Source organism: Ensifer sp. 4252 (genome assembly GCF_050434565.1).
Classification (GTDB): domain Bacteria; phylum Pseudomonadota; class Alphaproteobacteria; order Rhizobiales; family Rhizobiaceae; genus Ensifer.
The window spans coordinates 183,211-198,930 of record NZ_JBNDIU010000010.1 but is presented as its reverse complement, the minus strand read 5'-3'; the positions used below and the strand labels follow the sequence as shown (position 1 = coordinate 198,930).

Annotated in this window: 17 protein-coding genes; 10 read left to right on the top strand and 7 right to left on the bottom strand. The window is 62.1% G+C overall.

Annotation, left to right across the window (positions count from 1 at the left end; translation table 11 throughout):
• Window positions 1–13 precede the first annotated feature (13 nt).
• The 3 genes from ABIE33_RS19855 to ABIE33_RS19845 all read left to right on the top strand — a co-directional run bounded on the left by ABIE33_RS19855 (window position 14) and on the right by ABIE33_RS19845 (window position 3,498).
• A complete protein-coding gene (locus tag ABIE33_RS19855; RefSeq protein WP_429128392.1) occupies window positions 14–1,345 on the top strand; it encodes a M23 family metallopeptidase in 1,332 nt (443 codons plus the stop codon).
• Window positions 1,346–1,543: 198 nt separating this feature from the next.
• Window positions 1,544–3,052: a DEAD/DEAH box helicase gene (locus ABIE33_RS19850; RefSeq protein WP_429128391.1), complete on the top strand. Its 1,509-nt coding sequence runs from the start codon at window positions 1,544–1,546 to the stop codon at window positions 3,050–3,052.
• 8 nt (window positions 3,053–3,060) lie between these two features.
• Entirely contained in the window at window positions 3,061–3,498 is a 438-nt protein-coding gene (locus ABIE33_RS19845; protein WP_429128388.1) for an NUDIX hydrolase, read from the top strand.
• Between the two features lie 39 nt (window positions 3,499–3,537).
• Here ABIE33_RS19845 and ABIE33_RS19840 read toward each other — a convergent pair whose 3' ends face one another.
• The 7 genes from ABIE33_RS19840 to ABIE33_RS19810 form a co-directional block, all read right to left on the bottom strand.
• On the bottom strand, window positions 3,538–3,855 hold the full coding sequence (locus tag ABIE33_RS19840; protein WP_429128385.1) for a TfoX/Sxy family protein: 318 nt from the start codon (window positions 3,853–3,855) through the stop codon (window positions 3,538–3,540).
• Window positions 3,856–3,859: 4 nt separating this feature from the next.
• Entirely contained in the window at window positions 3,860–5,476 is a 1,617-nt protein-coding gene (locus ABIE33_RS19835; RefSeq protein ID WP_429128383.1) for an NTP transferase domain-containing protein, read from the bottom strand.
• Window positions 5,473–6,180, bottom strand: a complete 708-nt coding sequence (locus ABIE33_RS19830) for an XdhC family protein (protein ID WP_429128380.1) — start codon at window positions 6,178–6,180, stop codon at window positions 5,473–5,475. Before ABIE33_RS19830 ends, ABIE33_RS19835 begins: the two co-directional genes overlap by 4 nt.
• Before the next feature lie 3 nt (window positions 6,181–6,183).
• Window positions 6,184–6,516 carry an XdhC family protein gene (locus ABIE33_RS19825; protein ID WP_429128379.1) on the bottom strand — a complete coding sequence of 111 codons (333 nt, stop codon included), beginning with the start codon at window positions 6,514–6,516 and terminating at the stop codon, window positions 6,184–6,186.
• 1 nt (window position 6,517) lies between these two features.
• Entirely contained in the window at window positions 6,518–7,795 is a 1,278-nt protein-coding gene (locus tag ABIE33_RS19820) for a vWA domain-containing protein (protein ID WP_429128376.1), read from the bottom strand.
• A 2-nt stretch (window positions 7,796–7,797) separates the two neighbouring features.
• Entirely contained in the window at window positions 7,798–8,727 is a 930-nt protein-coding gene (locus ABIE33_RS19815) for an AAA family ATPase (protein WP_429128374.1), read from the bottom strand.
• A 117-nt stretch (window positions 8,728–8,844) separates the two neighbouring features.
• Window positions 8,845–9,294 (bottom strand): flavin reductase family protein, encoded by a 450-nt coding sequence (locus ABIE33_RS19810; RefSeq protein ID WP_429128485.1) that lies wholly within the window; start codon window positions 9,292–9,294, stop codon window positions 8,845–8,847.
• Between the two features lie 339 nt (window positions 9,295–9,633).
• On the opposite strand from ABIE33_RS19810, the gene ABIE33_RS19805 reads away from it, so the two are divergent.
• The 7 genes from ABIE33_RS19805 (at window position 9,634) to ABIE33_RS19775 (ending at window position 15,678) form a co-directional block, all read left to right on the top strand.
• Window positions 9,634–10,722 carry a branched-chain amino acid ABC transporter substrate-binding protein gene (locus ABIE33_RS19805; protein WP_429128371.1) on the top strand — a complete coding sequence of 363 codons (1,089 nt, stop codon included), beginning with the start codon at window positions 9,634–9,636 and terminating at the stop codon, window positions 10,720–10,722.
• The gene (locus ABIE33_RS19800; RefSeq protein ID WP_429128369.1) at window positions 10,719–11,726 is read left to right on the top strand and encodes a P1 family peptidase; all 1,008 of its coding nucleotides are present in this window, start codon (window positions 10,719–10,721) and stop codon (window positions 11,724–11,726) included. Before ABIE33_RS19805 ends, ABIE33_RS19800 begins: the two co-directional genes overlap by 4 nt.
• A gap of 74 nt (window positions 11,727–11,800) precedes the next feature.
• Window positions 11,801–12,475: a ribulose-phosphate 3-epimerase gene (rpe, locus tag ABIE33_RS19795; protein WP_429128366.1), complete on the top strand. Its 675-nt coding sequence runs from the start codon at window positions 11,801–11,803 to the stop codon at window positions 12,473–12,475.
• Complete coding sequence (locus ABIE33_RS19790) at window positions 12,475–13,221, top strand: DUF2259 domain-containing protein (RefSeq protein ID WP_429128363.1); 747 nt, start codon at window positions 12,475–12,477, stop codon at window positions 13,219–13,221. The genes rpe and ABIE33_RS19790 overlap by 1 nt, the downstream gene beginning before the upstream one ends.
• Window positions 13,218–13,778 (top strand): hypothetical protein, encoded by a 561-nt coding sequence (locus ABIE33_RS19785; protein ID WP_429128360.1) that lies wholly within the window; start codon window positions 13,218–13,220, stop codon window positions 13,776–13,778. The genes ABIE33_RS19790 and ABIE33_RS19785 overlap by 4 nt, the downstream gene beginning before the upstream one ends.
• Window positions 13,779–13,840: 62 nt before the next feature.
• Entirely contained in the window at window positions 13,841–15,142 is a 1,302-nt protein-coding gene (gene purB / locus ABIE33_RS19780) for an adenylosuccinate lyase (protein WP_429128359.1), read from the top strand.
• A 230-nt stretch (window positions 15,143–15,372) separates the two neighbouring features.
• Window positions 15,373–15,678, top strand: a complete 306-nt coding sequence (locus ABIE33_RS19775) for a PilZ domain-containing protein (protein ID WP_025427146.1) — start codon at window positions 15,373–15,375, stop codon at window positions 15,676–15,678.
• Window positions 15,679–15,720 lie beyond the last annotated feature (42 nt).

The window sequence follows — 15,720 nt, the reverse complement described above, 5'->3', positions numbered from 1 at the left end:
CGGGAGTGGTGGAGTGTCTGAACGTTCGGCAAATCGCACCTTCGGAAAGCGCACGCAGAATCACGTTCTGATCCTGGCGAGCGGCGACAAGGTTCGTCACATGACCGTTCGTCCGTGGATGGCGGCCCTTGCCGTTTCTGCAGCCGGCGTCTTCAGCATCGGTTACCTCGCTGCCACTTCCTACCTCGTTCTTCGCGACGACCTGATCGGTGGCATGATTGCCCGTCAGGCCCGCATGCAGCACGAATATGAAGACCGAATCACGGCACTGCGGGCGCAGGTCGATCGCGTTACGAGCCGGCAGTTGCTCGATCAGCAGGTGGTTGAGGAGAAGGTCGAAAAGCTGCTTCAGCAGCAGCAGGCGCTTTCCTCTCGCAATGGCAAGCTTGGCGCGCTGATCGAACGGGCGGAAAATTCGGGTCTGTCGACCGATTTCATCCAGCCGGCACCGCTCGAGCCCCTCGCCTACGAAAAGCGTGCCGACGCTACTGGCGGTGTTCAGGCAATCGAAAAGCTGATGGGGCTAAGCAGCGCTCAGGGCGTCGTGCCTGCCCGCGTTGCAGCTCTTGCCTATGCTCGACCTGCGGCAAGCGAAAGCACCTCCGATCGCGCTGATCGGCTTTTCTCGAAAGTGACGCTCTCGCTGAAGGATGTGGAGCGCGACCAGATGTTGCGGCTTGAACAGCTGGCGGACGGAGCCGCGAAAACGTCCGAGGCGATCCGCAAGATCGTCGTTCGGACAGGCGTTGCCCTGCCGGAAAACGACGTTGCCGAATGGGTGCCCTCTGACGAAATCACGGGTGCGACGGATACGGCGATCGGCGGTCCCTTCGTTGAACCCGTCAATGACGGCGGTTTTGGCCGGTCGCTTGCCGCGCTCGATTCAGCCCTTGTCGAACTTGAACGGACGCGAGCGCAGGTTCGGGAGTTGCCATTCGGCAACCCGTCGCCCGCAAGCGATATCACCAGCGACTTCGGCAACAGGCTCGATCCTTTTCTGGGACGACTGGCGCTGCATGCAGGGATCGACTTTCGCGCCACGGTCGGCACCCGCATCCGTGCCACGGCTCCAGGCACCGTCACCAATGCCGGGCTGACGGGCGGCTATGGAAACATGGTCGAGATCGATCATGGCAACGGCGTATCCAGCCGCTACGCCCATCTCTCGGCGGTGCTGGTCAAGGTCGGCGACCGGATCAAGGCGGGTGATATCGTTGCCAAGTCCGGCAACACCGGTCGTTCGACAGGTCCGCACCTGCACTATGAGATCCGGCTGAACGGTCAGGCGGTCGATCCCATGCGGTTTCTCCACGCCGGCAGTAAGCTCGCGAGCTACATGAAATGAGCATCCCGCCGACCCGTTGCGTCGGCGCGACTTGACAAGAAACGCAACAGATTCGTTGTCGTTCACCTTTTCCTGCTTCAACGTGCTGGATTTCTTGACTTTCGACGGCATTCGGCTTAAGAGCCCGGCCACGCGGTGGTGTGTTTTCCACCGATCGAGCAGTGTTCTTACCGAACCGGAACGGAAACAGATTTCCCTTTGACCAATTTTGCTGACCTTGGCCTTAGCCAAAAAGTTCTCTCCGCAGTTACCGATGCGGGCTACACAATCCCGACCCCGATCCAGGCTGGCGCCATTCCCCCGGCACTTCAGCGCCGTGATATCCTCGGCATCGCGCAGACGGGAACAGGCAAGACGGCATCCTTCGTGTTGCCGATGCTGACCCTGCTCGAAAAGGGTCGTGCACGTGCGCGCATGCCGCGCACGCTGATTCTGGAGCCGACGCGCGAACTGGCGGCCCAGGTCGCAGAGAACTTCGACAAGTACGGCAAGAACCATAAGCTCAACATTGCGCTTCTGATCGGCGGCGTCTCGTTTGACGAACAGGATCGCAAGCTGGAGCGCGGCGCCGATGTGCTGATCTGCACGCCCGGCCGCCTGCTCGACCATTTCGAGCGTGGCAAGCTGCTGATGAGCGGCGTCGAGATCCTGGTCATCGACGAAGCCGACCGCATGTTGGACATGGGTTTCATCCCGGATATCGAGCGCATTGCCAAGATGATCCCGTTCACGCGCCAGACGCTGTTCTTCTCGGCAACCATGCCGCCGGAAATCCAGAAGCTTGCCGACCGTTTCCTGCAGAACCCGGAGCGCGTCGAAGTGGCCCGTCCGGCATCCACGGCCCAGACCGTGACGCAGCGCTTTGTCGCGACGCACGCCAAGGATTATGAAAAGCGCGCCGTGCTGCGCGATCTGATCCGCGCCCAGGATGAGCTGAAGAACGCCATCATCTTCTGCAATCGCAAAAAGGATGTTGCCGACCTCTTCCGGTCGCTCGAGCGTCATGGCTTCTCGGTCGGCGCTTTGCATGGCGACATGGACCAGCGCTCGCGCATGGCCATGCTTGCCGGCTTCAAGGACAACCATATCACGTTGCTCGTTGCATCCGACGTGGCGGCCCGCGGTCTCGATATCCCCGATGTCAGCCACGTCTTCAATTTCGACGTGCCGATCCATGCGGAAGACTATGTCCACCGCATCGGCCGTACCGGCCGTGCCGGCCGCTCTGGCGCGTCCTTCACGCTGGTGACCAAGCGCGACATGAAGTTCTCCGATGCCATCGAAAAGCTGATCGGCCAGAAGGTCGAATGGCTGAACGGTGATCTGTCGAGCCTTCCCGAGCCGATGGAAAGCCACGACACCGGTCGCCGCGACCGCGGTCGTGACGGTCGCAGGGACCGTAAAAAAGATGGGGACCGTGCACCGCGAGGCCGTTCCGATCACAAAACCGATACGGTTCGTGCCGATAGTGAGGCCGAAATTGAAGCAGTCGTGGAAAGGGTAGAATCGGTGAAACCGGCACGCAACGCAGAGACGAAGCAGGGCAACGGCCACCGTCCGGAACGCCCGGTCCGCGCGGCCAACCCTGCCAATGACGACAACCGTGATCGCCGCAATCGCCACCGTCGCGATCACGACGACGGCCCGACGCCTGTCGGTTTCGGCGACGAAATCCCCGCATTCATGCTGATCGCCGGCAAGGCCTGATCCACCCTATGGGTCGGCCAGGCATCGACTTTCCGGGCTTTGGCTGCGGACTAGCGATCATGCGCGACGGCAAGCTGCTGTTGTGCAAGCGTTTAAAGGCGCCCGAGGCCGGCCACTGGAACATTGTGGGCGGCAAGGTCGATCACATGGAGCGCAGCGAACTTGCTGCGCGCCGTGAGGCGGAAGAGGAAAGCGGCCTGTCGATCCATACGACCCGCTTTCTCTGCCTCAGCGAACAACTGATCGAAGCGGATCGTCAGCACTGGATCTCGATGATCTATGTGACCGACGATTTTTCGGGCGACCCGCAACTGACCGAACCGGACAAGCTGTCCGACATCGGCTGGTATGATCTCGATGCCCTGCCCCAACCGCTTTCGCGGTTTGCCGCCGACGCCGTCCGTGCCATTCGGGCGCAGACGAAGGCGCTGGTTGGCGCCGACTAAATCTCCTTCGTCGACCGCGTCAGATATCGGCGGGCGACTTTATTTCTTGGCCCGTAGCGCCGCCTCATAGGCGAGCCTGACCCATCGCGCCATTTCGTCCGGATCGTCGTATGCCTCTTCCGGAATGCTCCAATAGGGCATCTTCACCGGTTTTCCCTTGCCATTATAGGCCCACTGCCTGGATCCGGCTGCTTCGAAGGTCGCGCCCGTCCTGTCGTCGCCTTTCAGCAATATTTCGCCGTCGACTTCGAGCGCGAAGATGATGCCTTCGAAATAGACGCCCTTGCCCCCGAACATGCGTTTGATGGTGACCGGCCCGAGCGTTTCGAACATCTCTTCGATGGCAGTATTATCCACGCTTTCACTCCTCCAGAACGCCGCCGGCAGCGATGACCTGCTCCGGCGTGTCGAGGTCGAGCCGGGCGGCCGCACCGAGCTCGACGTCGATCACCGGCAGTCCGCATCTCTCGACGATATGTCTTGCGCCGACATCGCCAACCAGCAGGCTGACGGCGGCAAATGTCTGGCGCGGCAGGATTACCGGGTTGCCGCGCTGACCGTCGGCGGTTGCCCGGATTACCGCACGCCCACCTTCAGCGATAAATGTATCGACGAGCCGACGCAGGTCGCTCGCTGTTATCCCGGGCATGTCGGCCAGCATCACCAACATGCCGCCCGCTCCTTGATCGAGCGCTGCAAGGCCTGTTGTCAGTGACGACCCCATGCCGGACATGTAATCGGGATTGGAAACGAGCGTTACCGGCAGATCGCCCAGTGCTGCGCGGATTTCGGGCTCCCGGTGACCGGTGACAACGATCACGCGGCCGATATCGGCTGCAAGCGCGCTGACGACGGTGCGACGGATGAGCGGCACACCATCGAAGGTCGCGAGCAGCTTGTGGCCGCCCTCCGGCCCCATGCGGCTGGCGCGGCCCGCCGCCAGCACGACGGTTTCCATGGGGCCAAGTGCTGTGGAGGCGACTGGCTCGCGCGGTTGTGGTCGGGTGGGTATCTCCTTCAGCAGGCCGCCGACACCGAGCCCGGTAATGTCATGCGGGCTTGGCCATTCGCCGGCGAGAATGCGATCGAGTACCCAGTCGAAACCGTTTTCACGCGGGCTCCGCGCACAGCCGGGCGCTCCGACTACCGGCACCGTGCCGACGCGGCCAAGCACGATGAGATTGCCGGGATCAACAGGCATGCCGACATGATCGACAGTACCGCCCGCACGGCGGATGGCGGCCGGAATAACATCATGCGAATCGGCAACCGCTGCCGCGCCGAAGACGATGATGAGGTCGTGATCGACTTTCAAATCGCCGATGGCCACAGCCACGGCGTCTTCCGTATGGGCGACGCGCCGCTCGGTCGTTAGCCGGCTAGCGGATTGCCTCAGGCGCGCTGCGAGCACGGCATGGGTCTTGTCCATGACCTGGCGCTTCAGCGATGGCAGCTCGGTTGCTATTAGCGCCACGTCGCGCGGCGCGAAGGGTTTGACCTCGAAGGCTGCTTGTTGGCGCAGCAGCGTTTCCGCCTGCTGCACGAGCGAGCCTGCCACCGCGAGCGGTATGATCTTAATGGTCGCCACCATGTCGCCGGGCCGCACAGGGACGTGGTCTGCAAGGCAGGCGAGCGTGATGGCCGGATCGATGCGGTTCAGCCGGTCGACGGTTTCGCGGGTGGCGACGAACAGTCCGTGTACCCGCGAATAGATGTTCACGCGGCCGGTTGCCGCGGCCGAGAACCGCAGATGATCGGGAGCGATTGCCACGGCGATCCGTGCCGCCGCTTCATCCTCCAGTAGGTCGCCCTGCTCAGGCTGCGCAACGACAATCTCGTTGATCCCTGCCTGCGCAAGGGCCTCGATATCGGTTGAGGTCAGGACGTGCCCCTTCGGCAATCGCACATCGCCAGCCTTGACCGCATGTGCGAGTACTGCGGCTTCTGCCTCTGACGGCTTGAGGCTTCCAAATCTCATCGATGCTCCTCGCTGCCGGACATGATATCCCGACGCCGCAGCGCTTCGATGATTTCGGCAAGGATAGCAACGGCGATCTCCGCTGGGCTCGCCGCGCCGATGTCGAGGCCGATGGGCGCCCTGATCCGCGCGATCGCATCATCGGTGAGCCCCAGGCGACGCAGGCGTTCGACGCGGCTAACATGGGTCTTTCTGCTGCCAAGCGCACCGACATAGAAACAGCCGGCATCAAGGGCCGCCCGGATCGGTTCGTCATCGATCTTCGGATCATGCGTAACGGCGACCAGGGCCGTGAACCGATCAAGTGGCCGTACCTTGAGAACATCGTCGGGCCACTCCGCTATCAGTTCGACGCCAGCAAAGCGCTCGGCCGTCGCAAAGGCCGTGCGTGGATCGATGATGGCAAGGTCGAAACCCGCGACGGGCGCCATGCGCGCAAGCGCCTGGGAGATATGGACGGCGCCGACAATAAGGATGCGCGGCGGTGGGAGGTAGACATTGAGGAAAAAGGACCGCCCGCCTGCCACGGTTATTCCGGGTTTGCCGGAGCGAAGCGCTGTCGCCATCGCCTCGGTCCATTCGGCTGGACAGCGGTCACCTTCGACGCAGAGCACACTTTGGCCGGTCTCGAGATCGCTGAAGACGACAGCCGCTTGCCGCCCCGCACGGGCTGCATTCAATGCCTGAAGGGTTGTGAGATCCATGGTTCACCCGTCAACTCGCTCGACAAGCACCCGGATTCGGCCGCCACAGGAAAGACCGACACGCCATGCCATTTCGTCGGCAACGCCGAATTCGAGGATTTTCGGATTTCCCGTCTCAAGAATATCAGCGGCTTCGCTGATGACGGCACCCTCGACGCACCCACCGGAAACGGACCCTTCGAAATTGCCGGCGCCATCGATCACCAGGTGACTGCCGACTGGCCGCGGCGCAGATCCCCAGGTTTCGATCACCGTGGCAATCGCCACCTGGCGTCCTTCGCCGGCCCAGGTTTCTGCGACGGCGAGCGGATCAAGGATGTCGGTCGACCTCTGCATGTTACCTACCTTCCAGCACAGCGCGATGCTCGTTCATGAATCTTCGAGGGTCGGCCTCTCCTGATCTTTGACCCGACAGTGATTTGACCAGCTCGCCCACGGACTCAAGATTGTGCACGGCACGGAATTCGTCAACATGCGGCAGCATCGCCTTGACGCCGCGGGCCCGCGCCTTGAAGCCGTCGAACCGCAACAGCGGATTGAGCCAGATCAGCCGACGGCATGATCGATGCAGGCGATCGATCTCCTGCTCAAGCTCTGTCGTATCGTCCCGCTCGAGCCCGTCAGTAATCAAGAGTACGATGGCGCCCTGCCCCAAGACGCGCCGCGACCAGCGTCGGTTGAAATCATGCAGGGTTTCGCCGATGCGCGTGCCACCGGACCAGTCCTTGACGGCGGAGATGCATTCGTCGAGCGCGATATCCGGGTCGCGGTTTCGCATCGGCCGCGAAACATTGGTCAGCCGCGTGCCGAAGAGGAAGGTGTGAACGCGCTGGCGCCTTTCGCTCAAGGCATGGAGGAAATGCAGGAAGATGCGGGTGTATTGGCTCATCGATCCGGAAATATCCGCAAGCACGACCAGCGGCGGATGAACGAGGCGCCGTTCGCGAAAGCGCGGCAAGATCAGTTCGCCGCCGAAACGCATGGCGTCGCGCATCGTCGCGCGCGGATCGATTCGGATCTGGCGCGCGGAAGTGCGGTATCGACGCGTGCGCACCCGGTCGAGCGGCAGCACCAAAGACGATAGCGCCCGCCTCGCTTCTGTGATCTCGGTAGCCGTCATCTGGGCGAAATCGGCCTTGCGGAAAAGCTCCCGGCCCGAAACCGTGTAGCGCGCATCGACCTCGATCTCGGGTTCGTCGCGTGGCGGCCGCGCGTCATCGTGGCCGGACATCAGTGCGTCGCTGACGCGCGTCTCGCCGGCCCGTCGGCGCTGGCGCTCGCTCTCGCGTTCCGGTGCAAGCGGAGACATCATCGTGATCATTTTCTCGACGAGGCCGCGCGAACGCCAGAACAGGCGAAACGCCTCGTCGAAGACAGCCTGGTCCTCATGGCGTTTGACGAAGATGCATTGGAGGGCGGCGTAGAACTCGTCGCGGGCGCCGATGCCGATCAGGGTCACCGCGTCGATGGCGTCAGCCACGGCCCCGGGTCCGATCTTTATCCCGGCACGTCGCAAGGCGCGGGCAAAGTACACGATGTTGTCGGCCAGCTTTCCGTCGCCGGGCGGGATCGGCGGGAGAATGGCACCATCTGGCAGATGTTCTCCCGGCTCCATCGTCAACCAGCCGCCAGCAGTTCTGCCTTGACCTCGGCGAGTAGCTTGCGCCCCTCGGCTCCGTCGATCCTGGCTATGTCGTCCTGGTATTTGAGCAAGGTTCCAAGCGTATCCGCGATCGTTTCGGGGTCGAGTGCAAGCCGGTCGAGCTCCGTCAGGGCTGTTGCCCAGTCGATCGTCTCGGCGACACCCGGGTTCTTGAAAAGATCGATGGTGCGGAGTCGCTGCACATAGCCGATGATTTCGCGCGACAGGTCGGCGTTGCAGCCAGGAACTTTGCGGCGGATGATCTCGAGTTCCTGCGCAGCTCTGGGATAATCGACCCAATGATAGAGGCAGCGCCGCTTCAAGGCGTCGTGGATCTCGCGCGTGCGGTTCGTTGTGATGATGACAACCGGCGGCTCAGTGGCGCGGATGGTGCCGAGTTCCGGAATGGTCACCTGGAAATCCGAGAGGACCTCGAGCAAGAACGCCTCGAAGGCCTCGTCGGTACGATCGAGCTCGTCGATCAGGAACACCGGTGCTCGCCCGCTCTCAGCCGAAATGGCTTGAAGCACCGGGCGTCGGATGAGAAATCGTTCGGAGAAGATGTCGCTTTCGACCCTGCGCCGGTCGACCACTCCGGCCGCTTCCGACAACCGGATCTCCAGCATCTGCGCCGGGTAGTTCCACTCGTAGACAGCGGAGGCGACATCGAGCCCCTCGTAGCACTGCAGGCGTATCAAAGGTCGATCGAGGGCGCGAGCCAGAACCTTGGCGATCTCGGTCTTGCCGACACCGGCCTCGCCCTCGAGAAAGAGCGGGCGTTTCATCCGGAGCGCGAGAAACAGCACCGTCGCAAGCGCCGTGCCGGCGAGATAATCTTGTGCCTCCAGCATCGCCATCGTTTCATCGATGGATTGGGGCAATACGCCTGTCGCCGGTGCCGTCATGCATCCTCCGCCACGGCCAGTTTCAGTCATTAGGATCTGATATAAATTCTTTATATCAGATAGTTACAGGATTTCTCTTATGCTTTCCTAGAGGATGGATCGCTCCTCTTCAGAAACCTACAGCGAGTGATATCCGCGGTCTACATAAATGAGCGGCGGGCGTGCCGGGCCAAGCGCGACGTCTACGACCTCGCCGAACAGCACCAGATGGGTCGCAATGGTCTTGACTTCGATCAGCCGACAATCGAACGCGGCCGTCGCATTGACGAGGATCGGCGAACCGGTTGCCAGCTGCGTCCATTGGCCGAGCGCGAAGCGGCGATCCATGTCGAGCTGGTCACGGCCGGAAAAGGCGTGGGCGAGCGCGCGATGTCCGTCGCCGAGCAGGTTCAGCGCAAAGCTGTCTCCGCGCACAAAGATGTCGTTGCGCGGGTTGGCGCCGTTCAGGCAGACGAGAACTGTGGGCGGACTGTCGGAAACCGAGCAGGAAGCAGTTATCGTGACGCCGCGGCGCTCGCCGCCGTTGGCAGCGGTGATGAGTTGCACGTGGCCGGCCAAGCGGCTCATCGCGTCGCGATAACTTATCGGGTCCAGTCGGGTTCTCTCCAACACATCTCTCTCCGGGCGATGTCAGGCACATATAGCCGCTAGCGTAAAATATGAAACCCGCCGGCCGGAGATTCTTGCAGATCCGCGACATGGCCATGGCGCGGATCGGATGCCCGTTGTTTCCACTTGCATCTTTTCCTTTGACGCCGGTGGCCACATCCTTAAAACATGCGGCCACTACAGCGCTGCGGGTGATTGAGGTCATGCCAAGGTTTGCGGTAGCATTTTTGGACTCGCTGCATAATCTTTTCTTGAAACCAATCCGAGCTTGGGAATTATGCAGTAGCGGGGAATTGCATGCTTCGATCGATCGTTTTGAGCCTCATCGTAGCGGGAATGGCGCAAGCCGCACCTGCCGCCGCTGCCGGCGTCAAGGTCGCGGTCGTTGCCCCCGTGGAAGGCCCGTTCGCTCTTCTCGGCAAACAGATCATCGATGGCGCCTCTTTCCAGGCGGGCGATCGCGGCAGCGAAATCGTCGTCATCCCGGAAACATGCGACGCGGCCGGTGCCGAAGCCCTGACCAAGGCGCTTCTGGCAGCAGGTGCAGAGGCGGCCATCGGGTTCCTCTGCATCGAGAGCCTCGACGCGACGCTGCCGGCCCTCGCCGAGTCCAATATACCGGCGGTAACGCTGAGCGTTCGCTCCGACATCCTGATGGAAGACGTGCTCAAGAAGAACTGGCCGTTGTTCCGCCTGGCGCCGAGTGGCAAGGCCGAATCGGCAGCCGTCGTTGCTGCCATCACTGCGCGCTGGAAGGACAAGCCGATTGCTTTGATCGACGACGGGACGATCCATAGTCGCGAACTGGTCGAAAGCGTGCGCACAGCACTCGGCGAAATCGGGCTGACACCCGTCTTTACCGATACCTATCGCCCCGCCCAGGAACAGCAGATCAATCTCGTACGACGGCTCGTCAAGAGCGGCGCCACGCACGTCTTCACCGGCGGCGACCGGCAGGATACTGCGGTGATTGCGCGCGATGCGCAGGAGGAAGGCGCGAACCTGGTCTTGCTCGGCGGTGACACGCTGAATGCAGCCGACGTGGCCGTGCCGCTCACCGATGGTGTCCTGGCGCTGACGTTGCCCGATGCGGCGCAGTCGTCCGATGGCAAGCCCGTCGCGGACGCCATGCGTGCAGCCGGCATCGAGCCCGACGGCTATGTGCTGCAGGCATTCGGCGCCATGTCTGTTCTCGAGCAGGCCAAGGATCAGGCTGATAAGGATGAAAAACCGTTGGCGGAGGCGCTGCTCAAAGGCCCATACCAGACGGTTCTCGGGCCGATTGCTTTCAATGCGGGGCATGAGCGCGCCGATAATCCCTATCGCTTGATGCAATGGCAGAGCGGCCGCTTCGTGCCGGTTGCCGACGCCGCCGGAGTGCAATGATGCTGCCTGGACCACGTAACCTGATCACCGACGTCGCTGGCCTTTCTGTCGGCAATGCCGAAGATCATCGCCTGAAATCGGGCGTGACCGCTATCGTCTGCGATCCACCGGCAACGGCCGCCGTCCAAGTGCTCGGCGGCGCGCCTGGTACCCGCGAAACCGATCTGCTCGAACCGCACAACACCGTCCAGACCATCGATGGCATCATTCTGTCCGGCGGGTCAGCCTTTGGCCTGGACGCCGCCTCCGGCGCACAGGCGGCGCTAAGGGAAATGGGGCGTGGATTTGAAATCGGGCCGCACCGGGTGCCGATCGTGCCGACAGCCATCCTGTTCGACCTCATCAATGGCGGCGACAAGGATTGGGGGCAGTTTCCGCCCTACCGCGAACTTGGTTATGAGGCGGTGCAAAAGGCCGGCCAGAATTTTGCGACCGGTTCGACCGGCGCCGGCACGGGTGCGTTGACCGCGACCTTCAAGGGTGGTCTCGGTTCCGCATCGGTCGTTCTGCCGAACGGGGTCACGGTCGGCGCGCTCGTGGCCGTCAATGCCTTGGGTTCTGCGACGGTCGGCGGTACCAGGCACTTCTGGGCTGCTCCCTTCGAGAAGCAGGATGAGTTCGGTGGGCTAGGCCTGCCCCACCCCATGCCGGCTGACGCATCGGATATCCGCACGAAACTGCGCCCCAACCTGTCGGCTGCCGTCAACACCACGATTGCGGTCATCGCGACGGACGCGGTGTTGACCAAGGCCGAGGCCAAGCGCCTGGCGATCGCTGCGCATGATGGTTTCTCGCGGGCACTGTGGCCGGCACACACGCCGCTCGACGGCGACCTCATCTTCGCGCTTGCCACCGGCGCAAGCGGAAGGACATTGGAGCTCGAGGACTTCCTCGATCTCGGTGCAGCGGCCGCAGCGACCATGGCGCGCGCGATTGCCCGCGGTGTCCATGACGCCACGCCCGCCGAAAACGATCCTTTGCCGTGCTGGTCGAGCCGCGGCTAAAGCGCGATTAGCACGGCGCATGTTGTTTGCGCGGCTACGGAGTGCTATTGCGCGGGAAACAGCCGGAGCCTCTCATGACCCATCCCATCCGCATTGCACCGTCTATCCTGGCGGCCGATTTCTCCAAGCTCGGACAGGAAGTCCGCGACGTCGTCGATGCCGGCGCGGATTGGATCCATCTCGATGTCATGGACGGCCATTTCGTCCCGAACATCACCTTCGGCCCCGACGTGATCAAGTCGCTGCGCCGCTACACAGAAGCGACCTTCGATTGCCACCTGATGATCTCGCCCGCCGACAGCTTCCTCGAAGCCTTCGCCAAGGCCGGCTGCGATATCCTGACGGTTCACGCCGAAGCCGGGCCGCATCTGCACCGCTCGCTGCAGACCGTTCGGTCGCTCGGCAAGAAGGCCGGCGTTTCGCTCAATCCGGCAACGCCGGAAAGCGCCATCGAATATGTGCTCGACACCGTCGATCTGGTGCTGGTGATGACGGTCAACCCGGGCTTCGGCGGCCAGAAGTTCATCGACGCAACCGCAGAAAAGATCCGCCGGATCAAGGCGATGATCGGCGACCGGCCGATCGAGATCGAAGTCGACGGCGGCATTGCGCCCGAAACGGCAGCGATTGCGGCAGGCGCCGGCGCAAACGTGCTCGTCGCCGGTTCGGCGATCTTCAAGGGGGAGTCGGTCGATGCCTATCGCTCCGCGATCCAGGCAATCCGCACCCCCGCCGAAAAGGCCCGCTGATGATCTCGCGCCCGGCAGCGCCGGGGCTCTTCCTCCTGGCGGCGGTTACATTTGTCGCGTCGCCGGCATCGGCCGGTGACTATGCTGCATTCCAGCCGATCGGCTTTTCCTCCGACGGCAATGTCTTTGCTTTCGAGGAATACGGCGTTCAGGACGGTTCGGGTTTCCCCTATTCCACGATCTACGTCATCGATACCCGCAACGACACGTTTCTACCCGGTGCGCCGGTGCGAGCGGTCGGTCGCGAGGATGGCGCTCCGCTGCACCGGACGAGACACGAGGCGCATCGCCGCGCGGCCCCCTTGATCGACGCCTACAGGCTTGCCGACGCGCCGGGACTGCTTGCCGCCTACAACCCGATTACCGAAGCAAACGCAACGCCATTGGCTCTCACCTACGATGCCTTTGCTGCCGACGAAGCTTTCCGCGAAACCTACGGTCTGGTACTCGAGGAAAAAAGCTTCGAGCCCGGGGGGCTGTGCAAGGATTTCCTGAAGGAGGTCAAAGGCTTCCGGCTGTCGATGACGGTGAAGGCGGGAAAGCCGGCAAGCGATGTGCTGCAGGACGACACCCGTGTACCGGAAAGCCGTCGTTGCCCCACGGGCTATCGCATTGGCGGTGCGGTAACCCACATGAACGATGACGGCACGCAGACCCACATCGTCATGGTGTTGGTCAAATCGCTCGGGTTCGAGGGGACCACCGACGGACGATGGATTGCGGTTCCGACCCGGATCGCAAAATGAATGACGCGGGCGCCGGGGCTGACGTGAAATCAGCATACGCTTCTGCGCCGGCCCCGAAGCGATCGCGGTTCGTGCGGGCATTTCCGTCCGCGCCCGAACTTGTTTTCGGCACACCAGCCTGGGGCCTGGTGATGGTCGCGTCCGCCTGGGCAGCACTCTGGCTGCGCGAGAGCGGCTTGACCTTCCATCTGGCGGAACTGCTGGTGATGTATGGGCTCGGTGGCATGCTGGCCTGGCCGCTCGCCGTTTTCCTCGCGCGTTTCGCAACGCTCGGCCGTCCCGCCGAAACCCGGTTTGCCGCCTATTTGCTCTGTCTGTCTCTCGGCACGATCGCAGTGACGGCGATGCTGTTTGCGCTCGACTATCGCGTCTTCTACGCCCGCTGGCATGCCCATACCGGCACGCGAACCTGGTTTTACCAGTTCGGCTTCACCTCGCTCGTCGCCTTCTACCAGTTCCTGGTTCTTGGCGTCCGGCTCTATCTCCCCGTCGGTGGCGTCGCACTTCTGGCCGCCAGCCTGTGGCTTGCGGGCTCGCAAGGCCGTCAACAACGTTGAGCTTGCCGGGCATCTTTGCTAGAGGCACAGCATCCTCCACTGATGACGAAAGCTGAGAGCCCATGATCCCCCGTTATTCCCGACCGGAAATGGTGGCCATCTGGTCGCCGGAAACCAAGTTCCGCATCTGGTTCGAGATCGAGGCCCATGCCTGCGATGCGCTGGCCGAAATCGGCGTGATCCCGAAAGATGCTGCAAAGACGATCTGGGAAAAGGGCGGCGCTGCCAAATTCGACGTCGACCGCATCGACGAAATCGAAGCCGTCACCAAGCATGACGTCATCGCGTTCCTGACGCATCTGGCAGAGTTCGTCGGTCCCGACAGCCGCTTCATCCACCAGGGCATGACATCCTCCGACGTCCTCGATACCTGCTTCAACGTACAGCTGGTGCGCGCAACCGACCTGCTTCTGGCCGATATGGACAAGTTGCTGGAAGCGCTGAAGCGCCGCGCCTTCGAACACAAGGATACGGTGACGATCGGCCGCTCGCACGGCATTCACGCCGAACCGACGACCTTCGGCGTCAAGCTGGCGCTCGCCTATGCCGAGTTCGATCGCTGCAAGCAGCGCCTTATCGCGGCCCGTGAAGAAGTCGCGACCTGCGCTATTTCCGGCGCCGTCGGCACCTTCGCCAATATCGACCCGCGCGTCGAGGAACACGTCGCCAAGGCGCTTGGTCTGAAGCCGGAGCCGGTCTCCACTCAGGTCATTCCCCGCGACCGTCATGCGATGTACTTCGCCACCCTCGGCGTCGTCGCCTCGTCGATCGAGCGGCTGGCAACCGAAATCCGCCACCTGCAGCGCACCGAAGTCCTCGAGGCAGAGGAATACTTCTCGCCGGGACAGAAGGGCTCGTCGGCCATGCCGCACAAGCGCAACCCGGTGCTTACGGAAAACCTCACGGGTCTTGCCCGCATGGTCCGCGCCTTTGCCATTCCGGCCATGGAAAATGTGGCCCTCTGGCACGAGCGCGATATTTCGCATTCCTCGGTCGAGCGCATGATCGGCCCCGACGCGACGGTAACGCTCGACTTCGCGCTTGCGCGCCTGACCAACGTGATCGACAAGCTGCTCGTCTATCCCGACAACATGACCAAGAACATGAACAAGTTCCGCGGTCTCGTTCACTCGCAGCGCGTCCTGCTTGCCCTGACGCAGGCCGGCGTGTCGCGTGAGGATGCCTATCGCCTCGTTCAACGCAACGCGATGAAGGTCTGGGAACAGGGCAAAGACTTCCTCGAGGAGTTGCTGGCCGACGCTGAGGTTCGTGCGGCCCTGTCGGAAGCTGACATCCGTGAAAAGTTCGATCTCGGTTACCACACCAAGCACGTCGACACGATCTTCAGCCGGGTCTTCGGCTAACGCATGCCGCGCAAAAGTGCGTAGCGGTTTTGCGATAACGACATGCGCAAGAAATAAGAGCCGGGCGCGATAACCGCCCGGTTCGTGTCGGAACAAAGCACGTTTTTGTTGTAATGCTCTATTGTGCTCGCATTTGATGCAATTTGCTCGAATGCGGGCATTTTTGTTAGCAAGGAATTCAATCTTTGCGTGAGATGATCGAGGCTGATCAATTCAGATCGAGGGTTCACATGGCCTACAAGGACAGTGTTCAGCGCACGGCAGCGCGCACGCAGACGAAGATTACCGGAACGGTCACCTGCAAGACGGGCGCAAGCAACGGTATCGTCACGGATCTTTCCGCCGAAGGCATCTGCTTTCAGCTCTATTTCGACATCAATGCCCGAACCGGACAGGAAGTGACGATCCGCAGCGAAGAGCTCGGATTTCTGACCGGCATGGTGCGCTGGTATCGCGGTGACAAGATCGGCATCAAGCTCAATCTTTCGTCCAACACCGCCGCCCAGATTTCGTCCTACTACAAGTTTTTCAAGTAGTTCGAGCGATCATTGCGAGGCAAAGCGGCCAGCCTCCGGGAG

What these genes read in the sequence shown, in the direction of transcription:
- ABIE33_RS19845 (WP_429128388.1), top strand. Translation starts at nt 3,061, where the DNA reads ATGGGTCGGCCAGGCATCGACTTTCCGGGCTTTGGCTGCGGACTAGCG.
- ABIE33_RS19835 (WP_429128383.1), bottom strand. Translation starts at nt 5,476, where the DNA reads ATGAGATTTGGAAGCCTCAAGCCGTCAGAGGCAGAAGCCGCAGTACTC.
- ABIE33_RS19830 (WP_429128380.1), bottom strand. Translation starts at nt 6,180, where the DNA reads ATGGATCTCACAACCCTTCAGGCATTGAATGCAGCCCGTGCGGGGCGG.
- ABIE33_RS19825 (WP_429128379.1), bottom strand. Translation starts at nt 6,516, where the DNA reads ATGCAGAGGTCGACCGACATCCTTGATCCGCTCGCCGTCGCAGAAACC.
- ABIE33_RS19820 (WP_429128376.1), bottom strand. Translation starts at nt 7,795, where the DNA reads ATGGAGCCGGGAGAACATCTGCCAGATGGTGCCATTCTCCCGCCGATC.
- ABIE33_RS19815 (WP_429128374.1), bottom strand. Translation starts at nt 8,727, where the DNA reads ATGACGGCACCGGCGACAGGCGTATTGCCCCAATCCATCGATGAAACG.
- ABIE33_RS19810 (WP_429128485.1), bottom strand. Translation starts at nt 9,294, where the DNA reads ATGAGCCGCTTGGCCGGCCACGTGCAACTCATCACCGCTGCCAACGGC.
- ABIE33_RS19805 (WP_429128371.1), top strand. Translation starts at nt 9,634, where the DNA reads ATGCTTCGATCGATCGTTTTGAGCCTCATCGTAGCGGGAATGGCGCAA.
- ABIE33_RS19800 (WP_429128369.1), top strand. Translation starts at nt 10,719, where the DNA reads ATGATGCTGCCTGGACCACGTAACCTGATCACCGACGTCGCTGGCCTT.
- rpe (WP_429128366.1), top strand. Translation starts at nt 11,801, where the DNA reads ATGACCCATCCCATCCGCATTGCACCGTCTATCCTGGCGGCCGATTTC.
- ABIE33_RS19790 (WP_429128363.1), top strand. Translation starts at nt 12,475, where the DNA reads ATGATCTCGCGCCCGGCAGCGCCGGGGCTCTTCCTCCTGGCGGCGGTT.
- ABIE33_RS19785 (WP_429128360.1), top strand. Translation starts at nt 13,218, where the DNA reads ATGAATGACGCGGGCGCCGGGGCTGACGTGAAATCAGCATACGCTTCT.
- purB (WP_429128359.1), top strand. Translation starts at nt 13,841, where the DNA reads ATGATCCCCCGTTATTCCCGACCGGAAATGGTGGCCATCTGGTCGCCG.
- ABIE33_RS19775 (WP_025427146.1), top strand. Translation starts at nt 15,373, where the DNA reads ATGGCCTACAAGGACAGTGTTCAGCGCACGGCAGCGCGCACGCAGACG.